Source organism: Pseudomonas sp. UBA6753 (assembly GCF_002453565.1).
Taxonomy (GTDB): Bacteria; Pseudomonadota; Gammaproteobacteria; order Pseudomonadales; family Pseudomonadaceae; genus Aquipseudomonas; species Aquipseudomonas putida_Z.
In genome coordinates, this window is the sequence record NZ_DKHD01000009.1 from 25423 (window position 1) to 38080 (window position 12658).

At 62.9% G+C, this 12658-nt stretch carries 13 protein-coding genes; 6 read left to right on the forward strand and 7 right to left on the reverse strand.

The annotated features are described in order from the left end of the window. The first annotated feature begins 47 nt into the window (after positions 1-47). Positions 48-338, forward strand: coding sequence for a hypothetical protein (locus B2790_RS04815; RefSeq protein ID WP_025338431.1), 291 nt, complete (start codon positions 48-50; stop codon positions 336-338). A gap of 110 nt (positions 339-448) precedes the next feature. Continuing rightward, positions 449-1426 (forward strand): L,D-transpeptidase family protein, encoded by a 978-nt coding sequence (locus tag B2790_RS04820; RefSeq protein ID WP_003259779.1) that lies wholly within the window; start codon positions 449-451, stop codon positions 1424-1426. Between the two features lie 132 nt (positions 1427-1558). Here the strand turns inward: B2790_RS04820 and oprI are convergent, their stop codons facing one another. After that, the gene (gene oprI, locus B2790_RS04825; protein WP_003259780.1) at positions 1559-1810 is read right to left on the reverse strand and encodes an outer membrane lipoprotei OprI; all 252 of its coding nucleotides are present in this window, start codon (positions 1808-1810) and stop codon (positions 1559-1561) included. 510 nt (positions 1811-2320) lie between these two features. On the opposite strand from oprI, the gene B2790_RS04830 reads away from it, so the two are divergent. Continuing rightward, on the forward strand, positions 2321-2602 hold the full coding sequence (locus tag B2790_RS04830) for a GNAT family N-acetyltransferase (RefSeq protein ID WP_025338432.1): 282 nt from the start codon (positions 2321-2323) through the stop codon (positions 2600-2602). A gap of 134 nt (positions 2603-2736) precedes the next feature. Here B2790_RS04830 and B2790_RS04835 read toward each other — a convergent pair whose 3' ends face one another. Beyond that, positions 2737-3813: a 3-deoxy-7-phosphoheptulonate synthase gene (locus tag B2790_RS04835; protein ID WP_013971901.1), complete on the reverse strand. Its 1077-nt coding sequence runs from the start codon at positions 3811-3813 to the stop codon at positions 2737-2739. Between the two features lie 231 nt (positions 3814-4044). Between B2790_RS04835 and B2790_RS04840 the strand changes: the two genes are divergently transcribed. The 3 genes from B2790_RS04840 (at position 4045) to cysB (ending at position 6717) form a co-directional block, all read left to right on the forward strand. Beyond that, complete coding sequence (locus B2790_RS04840; protein ID WP_274120479.1) at positions 4045-4992, forward strand: putative 2-dehydropantoate 2-reductase; 948 nt, start codon at positions 4045-4047, stop codon at positions 4990-4992. Positions 4993-5116: 124 nt separating this feature from the next. Beyond that, complete coding sequence (locus tag B2790_RS04845; RefSeq protein ID WP_015269711.1) at positions 5117-5614, forward strand: universal stress protein; 498 nt, start codon at positions 5117-5119, stop codon at positions 5612-5614. A gap of 128 nt (positions 5615-5742) precedes the next feature. After that, positions 5743-6717 (forward strand): HTH-type transcriptional regulator CysB, encoded by a 975-nt coding sequence (gene cysB, locus B2790_RS04850; protein WP_013971904.1) that lies wholly within the window; start codon positions 5743-5745, stop codon positions 6715-6717. A gap of 139 nt (positions 6718-6856) precedes the next feature. Here the strand turns inward: cysB and B2790_RS04855 are convergent, their stop codons facing one another. From B2790_RS04855 to B2790_RS04875, 5 genes are all read right to left on the reverse strand, one after another. Beyond that, positions 6857-7591 carry a phosphoadenylyl-sulfate reductase gene (locus B2790_RS04855; protein WP_015269712.1) on the reverse strand — a complete coding sequence of 245 codons (735 nt, stop codon included), beginning with the start codon at positions 7589-7591 and terminating at the stop codon, positions 6857-6859. A 183-nt stretch (positions 7592-7774) separates the two neighbouring features. Then, positions 7775-9118 carry an aminodeoxychorismate synthase component I gene (gene pabB / locus B2790_RS04860; RefSeq protein ID WP_286918370.1) on the reverse strand — a complete coding sequence of 448 codons (1344 nt, stop codon included), beginning with the start codon at positions 9116-9118 and terminating at the stop codon, positions 7775-7777. A 199-nt stretch (positions 9119-9317) separates the two neighbouring features. Then, the gene (locus tag B2790_RS04865; protein WP_025338436.1) at positions 9318-10298 is read right to left on the reverse strand and encodes an alpha-L-glutamate ligase-like protein; all 981 of its coding nucleotides are present in this window, start codon (positions 10296-10298) and stop codon (positions 9318-9320) included. Beyond that, positions 10298-11833: an inactive transglutaminase family protein gene (locus tag B2790_RS04870; RefSeq protein WP_025338437.1), complete on the reverse strand. Its 1536-nt coding sequence runs from the start codon at positions 11831-11833 to the stop codon at positions 10298-10300. The genes B2790_RS04865 and B2790_RS04870 overlap by 1 nt, the downstream gene beginning before the upstream one ends. A gap of 5 nt (positions 11834-11838) precedes the next feature. Further along, a complete protein-coding gene (locus B2790_RS04875; RefSeq protein ID WP_025338438.1) occupies positions 11839-12375 on the reverse strand; it encodes an ATP-dependent zinc protease in 537 nt (178 codons plus the stop codon). Positions 12376-12658: the final 283 nt, after the last annotated feature.

Genomic DNA, 12658 nt, shown 5'->3' on the forward strand with positions numbered 1-12658 from the left:
GCGCCGGCTTTCGGCTAATGTTGCGCCCCCCGTTTCGAGTGCCACCGATGCCGCGCCCTGCCTGGTCCCTGTATGCCTACCAACTGATCGAGCCTGATGAGCAGCTCGACCTGTTCGCCTGCCAGGAAATCCGCGTCCACCTCGTGGCCCGCCAGCTCGAGCTGGGCGTACCGGCCGACCGCACGCTGTGCGGTGGCCTGCTGCCGGCGCAACCGCGCTGGTCGGGGGTGGCGCGCTCGATCTACCGCGACGGCCGCCTGTGCGACCTGTGCCGCGCCATCCTCGATGCCCAGCGGCGCGGCATGCGCCCGGTGTGGCCGGAGCTGCAGGGCGCCTGAACACGCGCCTTTCATCATCTGGAACGCTTGCATGGCGCCAATGCCTCCCGCTTGCATCGGCGCAGGTGTACAATCGATTCTCTTGACCCACCTTTCGAAGGATTTACCGGATGTTGCCGCGCTTTCCTGCCGTCACCCGTAGCCTGTCCCTGGCCGCCCTGCTGGTAGCAGGCCCCGCTGCTGCGCTGGAGCTGCCACTGCCACCACCCGGTGAAGACATCATCGGCCAGGTGCATGTGATCAAGGCAAAGTACGAGGACACGTTCGCCGATATCGGCACTGCCAACGACCTCGGCTACCTGGAAATGATCGCCGCCAACCCGGGCGTGGACCCATGGCTGCCAGGTGCCGGTACCGAGATCATCTTGCCGACCCGCTACATCCTGCCGCCGGGCCCGCGCGAGGGCATCGTCATCAACCTGGCCGAATACCGCATGTACTACTTCCCGAAAGGGCAGAACGTGGTGCATACCTTCCCGCTGGGCATTGGCCGTGAAGGCTGGGGTTCGCCGATCGCCAATACCAAGATCACCGCCAAGACGCCGAACCCGACCTGGACCCCGCCAGCGTCGATCCGTGCCGAGCACGCGGCTGACGGCGACATCCTGCCGAGCGTGGTGCCGGCCGGCCCGGACAACCCGCTGGGGCCGTTCAAGTTCACCCTCGGCGTGCCGGGCTACCTGATCCATGGTTCGAACAAGAAGTTCGGCATTGGCATGCGTACCAGCCACGGTTGCTTCCGCATGCTCAACAACAACGTGCTGGAACTGTCGAAGATGGTGCCGGTGGGTACGCCGGTGCGCATCATCAACGAGCCCTACAAGTTTGGTATCAGTGGCGGCAAGGTCTATCTGGAGGCGCACACGCCGCTGGACGACCAGGGTAATCCGTCGGTGGTCGATAAACACACTGCTGTTATCAACGCCTTGCTCAAGCGTGAAGACCTGGCCAATAACCTACGCATGAACTGGGACATGGTCCGTGACGTGGTAGCCGCGGAAGATGGCATGCCGGTGGAAATTGCCGTGCCGACCGAAAACCAGGGTGGCGCACCGATGGTTTCGAGCATTCCGCCCGAACTGCAGTAAGGTAATTGCGACACACCCGGGCCTGCCTTAGTGCAGGCCTTTTCGTTTCTGCGTGGTGCGTTTGCCTTGTGCGCAGGCAATAAAAAAGCCGACCCACAAGTGGGTCGGCTCCATAACAATCCGTGAGGATTATTACTTGCGGCTGGCTTTGTCCAGCATACGCAGAGCGCGCTCGTTGGCTTCGTCAGCGGTCTGCTGAGCCTTCTGAGCGGCTGCCAGTGCGTCGTCAGCCTTACGGTAGGCTTCGTCTGCACGAGCTTGAGCGCGAGCTGCTGCGTCTTCAGTCGCAGTCAGACGAGCTTCGGTTTCTTTGGATACGCTGCTGCAACCGGTAGCCAGAACTGCGGCCAGAGCCAGAGCAGAGAATTTCAGAACGTTGTTCATCGTGTTCCCCTTCAAGGACTTTCTATTAAATAGCCATCTCTCGGAAAAGAGAAACTGGCCGGCGTACATAGTACCCATTACTTGTAGTAAGTAAACTGACTAAGCGCAAGAACTGCAAAAAAAATGTTGCTTGACGCCTTTCCGACAAGATTTGCGACACGCCTGTGAAAAAAACGTACAGGGTTCGCAAGCGACTGTAGTACAGGAACTTTTTTGTTGAACTAAGGGTGACTTTAACTGTCCTTCGGCGTCTTAAGCCCTAGTACATCCGGTGGCTGCCTGGCGCGTTGCCAAGAATGGCATCTGGCTGCATTTTCGCCATTTTTTAACCGCCACCACCTTGAGCAATCCCGCCTGCGGCGCCTACTATCTTGTGAGTGCCAGAGGATCCGAACGATTGCAATCGTCCAGTGGTCGAAGGGGGCAACAGGTGGCGTAGAGGATTCTGTGCCGGATAAACCACCATCGGTTAAGGTATGGGTCTGCCGAGAAGACCTGCGAGGAGTAGTGATGAGCGAAGCGCTGACCATCCACCATGACCAGGCCGGTCATCAGTTCGAGACCAACGTGGACGGTCATCGTGCCTATCTGACGTACATGGACCTGGGCAAGCAGACGCTGGACATCTATCGCACCTTCGTACCCAACGCCCTGCGTGGCCGCGGGATTGCTGCCGCCCTGACCGAACGGGCCCTGGAGTACGCTGAACAGATGGGCTACACGGTGATTCCGTCCTGCTCGTACGTGGAGCGCTACATGGAGCGCCAGCAGCGGCATTCGAGCAAGGTCTGATTCTGTAAAAAAAAGCGGGGCCGCTTCGCGCCCCATCGCCGGCAAGCCAGCTCCCACATTTAAAGCGTTTCGCCGTACGTGTGGGAGCCGGCTTGCCGGCGATGGGGCGCGAAGCGGCCCCGCCTTTTATTGCATCAGCCGCGCTTACGCTGCGGCAGCACATCCTTAAGCTTGGCGCGCATGCTGCGCAGGGTCTTCTCGGTAGCCGACCAGTCGATGCAGGCATCGGTGATCGACACGCCGTACTGCAGTTCGTCCAGGTTCTTCGGAATCGACTGGCAGCCCCAGTTCAGGTGGCTCTCGACCATCAGGCCGATGATCGACTGGTTGCCTTCGAGGATCTGGTTGGCGACGTTCTCCATCACCAGCGGTTGCAGGGCCGGGTCCTTGTTGGAGTTGGCGTGGCTGCAATCGACCATGATGTTGGCCTTGATCTTGGCCTTGGCCAGGTCCTGCTCGCAGAGGGCGACGCTGACCGAATCGTAGTTCGGCTTGCCGTTGCCGCCGCGCAGTACCACGTGGCCGTACGGGTTGCCCTTGGTGGTGACGATCGACACGCCGCCTTCCTGGTTGATGCCGAGGAAGCGGTGCGGCTTGGACACCGACTGCAGGGCGTTGATGGCAACGGTCAGGCCGCCGTCGGTGCCGTTCTTGAAGCCGACTGCCGAGGACAGGCCCGAAGCCATCTCGCGGTGGGTCTGCGATTCGGTGGTGCGGGCGCCGATGGCCGACCAGCTGATCAGGTCCTGCAGGTACTGCGGAGAAATCGGGTCGAGCGCTTCGGTGGCGGTCGGCAGGCCCATTTCGGCCAGGTCCAGCAGCAGCTTGCGGCCGATGTGCAGGCCATCCTGGATCTTGAACGAGTCATCCAGGTACGGGTCGTTGATCAGGCCTTTCCAGCCGACGGTGGTGCGCGGTTTTTCGAAATACACGCGCATGACCAGGTACAGCGTGTCGGACACTTCCTCGGCCAGTACTTTCAGGCGCTCGGCGTACTCGTGGGCGGCCTTGATGTCGTGGATCGAGCAAGGGCCGACCACGACGAACAGGCGATGGTCCTTGCCGTCGAGAATATTGCGCACCACTTCACGGCCGGCAGTCACGGTCTGCAGGGCCTTGGCGCTGAGGGGGATTTCCTTCTTGAGCTGATCGGGGGTGATCAGGGTCTCGTTGGAGGCAACGTTCAAGTCATCGATCGGTAAATCAGCCATCGTGTTACTCGTCAGGTCACGGGTGCCGGCCGCCAACTATCCCCGTGCGGCCCAGCAGCAAGAATAATCGCAGCGGGGAGCCGAACCTTAGCGCGTTACAGGTGGCGCGACAATGGGCTGGGCCCCGTCCGTGTGGGGTTTTTCCGAGATGGCAGGTGTTTGCCGTGCATGGGCTGCCCAGCGCTGCGCAACCTGTGTAAAAAGAGGGCTGACTTTTACCTGGAGATCGGCATGCATCCGCACACACCACGTATCGGCATCATCGGCAGTGGCGCCATCGGCGGCTTCTATGGGTTGATGCTGGCCCGGGCCGGCTTCGATGTGCATTTCCTGTTGCGCAGCGAGTACGAGGTTGTCCGCGAGCAGGGGTTGACCCTGGACAGTGCCGTGCATGGCAACTTGCAGATAGAGGTGCAGGCCTATGCCAGTGCCGCCGACATGCCGCCCTGCGACTGGCTGCTGGTGGGGGCCAAGGCCACCAGCAATGACCAGTTGGCGCCGCTGATCGTGCAGGCGGCCGCACCGGGCGCCAAGGTGGTGCTGTTGCAGAACGGCCTGGGCGTGGAGGAGCAGTTGCGCCCGGCCTTGCGTAGCGACATGCACCTGCTCGGCGGCCTGTGTTTTATCTGCGTCAACCGCCAGGCGCCCGGCGTGATCCGCCACCAGGCCCTGGGCGCGGTCAACCTCGGCTACCACAGCGGGCCGGCCAACGATGGTGGTGCCGCGCTGGTCAATGAGGGCGCGGAGCTGTTCCGGGCTGCGGGCATCGACTCGCAGGCCATGCCCGACCTGGCCCAGGCACGCTGGCAGAAGCTGGTGTGGAACGTGCCCTACAACGGCCTGTCGGTGCTGCTCGGCGCCAGCACCACGCCGCTGATGGCCGACAGCCATGGCCGCGCCCTGATCCAGGCCTTGATGGCCGAGGTGGTGCAGGGTGCGGCGGCGTGTGGCCATGTGTTGCCCGAGGGGTATGCCGAGCACCTGTTCCAGGTGACCGAGCGCATGCCCGACTACTGGCCCAGCATGTACCACGACCATGTCCACAAGCGCCCGCTGGAGCTGCAGGCCATCTATGCCGAGCCGTTGGCACAGGCGCGTGCGGCAGGCTGCCGCTTGCCGTGCATGGAGATGCTGTACCAGGCGCTGGCGTTCATCGACCGGGGCGAACAGCCCCGCTGAGGGTGGCTCTGGCCCCGCCGGGGCCCTCCAGCCCGCACCAGCAGCGCGCCGGACGGCAAAGCGTGCGTCCGGCGCGCTGCTAAGCTGAAGCTTGCTCTGCCGCAGCGGCAGTCAAGGAGGTCGAATGATCCACTCCATGCTGTACGCCACCGACCTCGGTGTCTACGCCCCTTTTGTCATGCAACACGCGCTGGCGCTGGCGCGCACATTCGGCGCCGAGTTGTATGTGATCCATGCGGTAGAGCCCATGGGCCAGTTCGCTGAATCTCTCCTGCAAAGCTACCTCGATGAGCAGACGCTCGACCAGCTGCACAGCCAGGGGGTGAACACGGTGATGGCCAATATCGAGCAGCGTGTGCTGGAAAACTTTCGCGACGAACTGGGCGAGGAGGCCGACCTGGCGGTGATCAAGGCGGTGCGAGTACGCCAGGGCGACCCGGCGCAGGTGATCCTCGACCAGGCGCAGCGGCTGAGCGTCGACCTGCTGATTTTCGGTAGCCACAGTGCTGGCGCCGGCGTGGATGTGCCATTGGGGCGCACGGCGGTACGGCTGCTGCAGCTGTCGCCGGTACCGGTGTACATGGTGCCGCTGGCGCAGCATTTGGGGCGTAGGAAAGCATGAAGATGGCCGTAGGCCATTTCCGGGGGTATGTAACAAAATAGTTCTAGATTTATTTCCAGAACCACTAATATAGTTATATATCGTCGCTGCCTGCTGCCGCGGACTCATCGCTGAACCGAGGGGAACCTATGAAGCTTCAACAACTGCGCTACATCTGGGAAGTGGCGCACCATGACCTCAACGTCTCCGCGACGGCGCAGAGCCTGTATACCTCCCAGCCAGGTATCAGCAAGCAGATCCGCCTGCTCGAGGATGAGCTGGGTGTTGAAGTCTTTGCCCGCAGCGGCAAGCACCTGACCCGCGTTACCCCGGCCGGTGAGCGCATCATCAATACCGCTGGCGAAATCCTGCGCAAGGTCGAAAGCATCAAGCAGATTGCCCAGGAATTCTCCAACGAGAAGAAGGGCACGCTGTCCATCGCCACCACCCACACCCAGGCGCGTTATGCCTTGCCGCCGGTGATCAGCAACTTCATCAAGCAGTACCCGGAAGTGTCCTTGCACATGCACCAGGGTTCGCCCATGCAGATTGCCGAAATGGCCGCGGACGGTACAGTGGACTTCGCCATCGCCACCGAGGCGCTGGAGCTGTTCGGCGACCTGATCATGATGCCGTGCTACAAGTGGAACCGCTGCGTGGTGGTGCCGCAGGGCCATCCGTTGACCAAGCTGCCGAAGCTTACTCTGGAAGCGGTCGCCGAATACCCGATCGTTACCTACGTGTTCGGTTTCACCGGCCGTTCGAAGCTGGACGAAGCGTTCAACCACCGCGGCCTTACGCCGAAAGTGGTGTTTACCGCCGCTGACGCCGACGTGATCAAGACCTATGTGCGCCTGGGGCTGGGCGTGGGGATCGTCGCCAAGATGGCGGTGGACACCAAGCTCGACAGCGACCTGGTGGCCTTGGATGCCAGCGAACTGTTCGAAGCCAGCATCACCAAGATCGGCTTCCGCCGCGGCACCTTCCTGCGTGGTTTCATGTGCGACTTCATCGAGAAGTTCGCCCCGCACCTGACCCGTGAAGTGATGGCCAAGGCCATTCAGTGCCACAACAAGCAGGAGCTGGAAGACCTGTTCGAAGGCGTCGAGCTGCCGGTGCACTGATCTGGAATTGCAGGGGGCCGCTTTGCGGCCCAATCGCCGGCAAGCCAGCTCCCACAGGATTACCGTTGCCTGAAGGCTTGTGATGTTCCTGTGGGAGCTGGCTTGCCGGCGATTGGGGCGCGAAGCGGCCCCAGCTGTGTTATGCCTTGCTGATCAGGTTGCCCGCGTGCAACCCGCATTCCTTCTGCGTCGACTCTTCCCACCACCAACGCCCTTCGCGCTCATGCTGGTTTGGCAGCACCGGGCGGGTGCAGGGCTCGCAGCCGATGCTGATGAAGCCGCGCTCGTGCAGGCTGTTGTACGGCAGCTCCAGCATGCGGATATAACCCCACACTTCCTCGCTGGTCATCTGTGCCAGTGGGTTGAACTTGTACAGGGTGCGCTCGGGGGTGGAGAAGGCGCTGTCGATTTCCACTGCCGCCACCTGGCTGCGGGTGCCCGGGCTCTGGTCGCGGCGCTGGCCGGTGGCCCAGGCGCTCACGGTGGCCAGCTTGCGACGCAGCGGCTCGATCTTGCGGATACCGCAGCACTCGCCGTGGCCGTCCTTGTAGAAGCTGAACAGGCCCTTTTCCTTGACGAACGGGTCGAGCTTGGCGCGGTCGGGGCTGAGGATTTCGATCGGCAGGTTGTACTGCTCGCGGACCTGGTCGATGAACCGGTAGGTCTCCGGGTGCAGGCGGCCGGTGTCGAGGCTGAACACCTTGACCTGCTTGTTCAGCTTCCAGGCCATGTCCACCAGCACCACATCCTCGGCGCCGCTGAAGGAGATCCACAGGTCATCACCGAAGTGCTCGAAGGCAAGCTTGAGGATGTCCTGCGGGGACTTGTTGGCATAGGTCGCGGCCAGTGCGGCGACGTCGAAGGGTTGGCTCATCAGGCGGTTTCCATCGTGGCTGTGGCGCTGTGCGCTCGTAGTGAGGTGATGGTAACAAAAAATGGCGGGGTAGGCGGGCTTGGAGTCGGTGGCGCCTGCTTCGCGGGCTCGCCCGCTCCCACAGGTACAGCGCACATCTGCCAGTTGTGGGAGCGGGCGAGCCCGCGAAGCAGGCGCCGCCGATCACAAGCCTTGCAAGGTCTCCATCAACACCCGCACCTTGGCAATCGACTCTTCATTTTCGGCCTGCCACTCGGAGTCGGCCACCACCGCGCCGCCGCCCCAGCAGCTGACCTGTCCACCCTTGACCAGCAGGCTGCGAATGGCAATCGAGCTGTCCATTTCGCCGCGCACATCCACGTAGAGCAGTGAGCCGCAGTACAGCGCCCGGCGTGCCGGCTCCAGTTCGTCGATGATCTGCATGGCGCGGATCTTCGGCGCGCCGGTGATCGAGCCGCCCGGGAAGCTGTCGCCGATCAGGTCCAGGGCGTCTTTATCGCTGGCCAGCTGGCCGGTGATGCTGCTGACCAGGTGGTGCACGTTGGGGTAGCTCTCCAGGCTGAACAGCTCGGGCACCTTCACCGAGCCGATCTCGCAGGTACGCCCCAGGTCGTTGCGCAGCAGGTCGACGATCATCAGGTTTTCCGAGCGATCCTTGGGGCTGTGCAGCAACTCCTCGGCATTGCGCATGTCTTCTGCCGGGTTGCTGGCGCGCGGGCGGGTGCCCTTGATCGGCCGGGTTTCCACCTGGCGCTGGCTGACGCGGATGAAGCGCTCGGGCGAAAAGCTCAGCAGGGCGCTGCCGTCGGCCAGTTGCTGGTAGCCGGAGAAGGGGGTGGGGCAGGCTTTGCGCAGGGCCTGGTAAGCGTGCCACGGGTCGCCCTGGCAGGGCGCGCGGAAGCGCTGGGTAAGGTTGATCTGGTAGCAGTCGCCGGCCTGGATGTAGCGCTGCACCTGGTCAAAGGCGGCCTTGTACTGCTCGGGCTGCAGGTCGCCGGCCATCGGCGCGAGTAGCTGGAAGCTGCCGCTTTCCGCGTTGTCGACACCTTCGAACAGGGCGATCAGCCGTTCCCGTTCGCTGCCGGGCAGGCTCGGGTGGAACACCAGTTGGCTGGTCGCGCACTGGTGGTCGGTCGCCAGCGCCCAGGCATACAGCCCCAATTGCGCGTCCGGCAGGCCAAGGTCGTCCACGGCCAGGCTGGGCAGGTGCTCCAGGCGGCGGCCGAAGTCATAGCTCAGGTAGCCGATCAGGCCGCCAGCGAACGGCAGCTCGCTGCCTGGGGGCAGCTGCGCATGGCCCAGTCGTGCCAGGCCGGCGCGAAGGCGCTGGAGGAAGGTGCGGCCACCTTCGTCGGGCTGCGCCTGCAGGTGTTGCAGCGGCCAGGCGCTGAGCAGGTCGAAGCGCCCGCGTTCGGCGCCGGGGCGGGCGCTGTCCAGCAGGATCGCACCGGGGGCCTGGCGCAGGCGGGCGAAATAGGCGGCAGGGTCGGGCTGGTAGGGCAGGGGGTGGAGCGTACAGGTCGGCATCAGTGTGGACGGCGATGTAAAAGCGAGGAGGGCGATTGTAGACCTGTGCAGGAAATGCGCCTAGCTTTGTGGCGACATTCAAGCACTGGGTTTCGCCCTTGCGGCCCTGTCGTGACACAAGGCCGCTCCTACAGGAGATCGCGTGATCCTGTAGGAGCGGCCTTGTGTCGCGATGGGCTGCGCAGCAGCCCCGGCGATTTCAGCGCGGGTGCACGTGCCCGAACAAGCCTTGCGATACCCGCACACGCTGTTCGGCATCTTCGCTGATGCCATCCTTGGCCAGTGCTTCCAGGTGCGCCTCGATGGCGTGGGTGCGCTGGGTCAGGCCGCAGTCGTTGGCGATCTGGATGTTCAGGCCCGGGCGGGCGTTGAGCTCGAGAATCAGCGGCCCCTTGTCCTGGTCCAGCACCATGTCGACACCGATGTAGCCCAGGCCGCACAGCTCGTAGCAGCCGGCGGCCAGCTTCATGAAGCCGTCCCAGTTCGGCAGTTGCACGCCATCCACCGCGTTGGTGGTGTCCGGGTGCTTGCTGATGATGTTGTTCAGCCAGGTGCCGCGCAAGGTCACGCCGGTGGCCAGGTCGACACCCACGCCGATGGCGCCCTGGTGCAGGTTGGCCTTGCCGCCGGACTGGCGGGTCGGCAGGCGCAGCATGGCCATCACCGGGTAGCCCATCAGCACGATGATGCGGATGTCCGGCACACCTTCGTAGCTGATGCTCTTGAAGATCTGGTCGGGGGTGACCCGGTACTCAATCAGCGCACGGTCGCGGTGCCCGCCCAGCGAGTACAGGCCGGTGAGGATGCTCGAGATCTGGTGCTCGATTTCCTCGTGGCTGATGATCTTGCCGGACACCGTGCGGTAGCGGTCCTCGAAGCGGTCGGCGATCACCAGGATGCCGTCACCACCGGCGCCCTGCGCCGGCTTGATGACGAAATCGCTGCGCCCACCAATGATCTGGTGGAGCTTCTCGATCTCTTTCTCGGTCTCGATGATGCCGTACATTTCCGGCACATGGATGCCGGCCGCCAGGGCGCGCTCCTTGGTGATGATCTTGTCGTCGACGATCGGGTACAGGTGGCGCTTGTTGTACTTCAACACGTAGTCCGCGTTGCGCCGGTTGATACCCATGATGCCCCGGGCCTCCAGGGCTTTCCACGTCTTGATCAGGCCAAACATCAGGCGTCAGCCTTCTTCAGGAATGCCTTGAAGCGTACGAGCTCGGTCAGGCGGTAGCCGCGGTAGCGACCCATCGCCAGCATGAAGCCCACCAGGATCAGCAGCACGGCCGGGAAGGTGAACACGAAGTACACCAGCTCCGGCACCATCATCAACAGGTGCGCCAGGGAAGCGGCGAACAGGGTGCCGATGGCCACTTTCATGGCATGGCCGCCGCCACGCTCTTCCCAGGTGATGGACAGGCGCTCGATGGTCATGGTCAGGATCACCATCGGGAACAGCGCTACCGACAGCCCGCGCTCCAGGCCCAGCTTGTGGCTGAACAGGCTGATGGCGGCAATCAGTACCACGACGAAGGTCAGTACCACCGACAGGCGTGGCAGCATCTGCAACTTCAGGTGTTCCAGGTACGAGCGCAGCGACAGGCCCAGGGCGGTGATTACCGTGAACAGCACTATACCGAAGCCAAGCTGGGTCTCGCGGAAGGCCAGGGCGATCAGTACCGGGGTGAAGGTACCCAGGGTCTGCAGGCCGACCAGGTTGCGCAGCACCAGGATCACCAGCACACCGATCGGGATCATCACCATGATCATGAAGGTTTGCTGGGTCTGCAGCGGCAGGCCGTACAGCGAATATTCGAGGAAGTCGGCGTCGGTATTTTCGTCGGTCAGCTTGGCCAGGCGGATGGCGTTCATCTCGCTGTTGTTCATGCTGAAGGTAACGTTGGCCTTCTTGCCGCCATCGACAGTGATCAGGTTGTCGTCACCGGTCCACCACAGCAGGCGATCGCTTGGCAGGCCCTGCTCGCCGGTGTCCGGGTTGAAGTACAGCCAGTCGGTGCCGTTGAAGCTGCGCAGCCACAGTTCCGGGGTTTGCGGGGTGTCGGCCACCAGGCGGATGGTGTGCACCTTCTCCATCGGTACGTGGGCGATCGACAGCAGCAGGTCGATGACCTGGGCCTTCTTCATGGCCGTGGTGTCGCCGGCCAGCAGCAGCTTGACGTTATCGTCGTTGAGGTTGTTGACCCGCTTGATGGTCTCGCTGACGAAGGTCTCGACGTCGGCCGAGTGCTGGCGGATCGGCGCCATCAGGGCCTCGGCGGCGATCTTCTCGGGGCCTTCCACTGCCAGGCTGTCACGGAAGGTCGGGCCTTTGACCGTGGTCTTCTCGTTGCTGTAGCGCTTGGTCAGCACCAGGCGGTAGTAGAGGGTCTGGTTGCCGCTGGCGCGGCGGGCCGACCAGGTGACCTTGCGGTTGCCGTCGGCACGGTTGACGCTCACCCCGTAGTTGTTGGAGATGAAGCTCTCGTTGAGGCTGACGTAGTCGCGGTTCAGCGGTGGCACGAACATCTGCACCTTGACCGGGTCCTTGGTGCTGGCCACGAACTCGACCTTGGCGTCGATGTTCCACAGGTCGTCGGTTTCATCCTCGGTTACCGGGATGCCGAGTACGAAGATCTGATAAGCCGTGACCGCCACGCCCAACAGCACCAGCACGGTGATCAGGACTTTCAGATGGAGGGTAAGAGAGCGCATCGGGATTACTCTGCTTTGGGAGCGTCGGTGGCACAGGCAGGTTTGCCGGCCGCGTATTTAAGGCTTGGGTCGACCAGCGCGTCGAAGTGCTTGAGCGCCTCGGAGCCGATCAGCAGCGGGAACTGGAAGGCGCTGCGGTCGGTGAGGTTGACTTCGATGGTGCGCATGGCCTGGCCCATGCAGATTTCAAGTTCGATGACCGGGCGCGCGGTGTAGGCCTTGCCCGATTCAGCATCATAGTCGCCGGCCCGGCGCTTGATCTTGCTTACGCGTGCCAGCGGGCGTTCGATGGGGTGCGAATGGGCGGCGTCGATGGCCAGGTAGAAGCGCACCCAGCTTTCGCCGTTGCGCTTGAAACGCTTGATGTCGCGGGCGCTGAGCGACGCGGTCTTGGCGCCGGTGTCGAGCTTGGCGGCCACTTCCAGGTCCAGGTCGCCCAGGCGTGCATATTCGTTGAGACCGTACACGGTCTTGCCTGCGGCCTGGCCAAGGGCCGGCAGCAGGGTGAGGCAGAGCAGCAATAATGCGGGTGTAAGTCTCATATTCCTGGCGCGGTGCAGTGCAAGGTTCGGGGCTGTTTTCAAAGCCATGTTCAGAGCCGTGTTCAGGGCAAGGCGACTGGCAGCGACTGCGCAAGCTTCCTCGTTCATCTGTCAACAGCATGAATGGATGACAGACAGGCTATCCATACTCCATCGGAGGCGCGGCATTCTATCACGCCGGCGCCTTGACGCCAGCGGTGCGCGTTCTGACAGCACCGGGCTGGCATTAGTTCGTTCTTAGACGATTGTCGACAATATTCATTTTGTCTTTGACTGCCGCGGT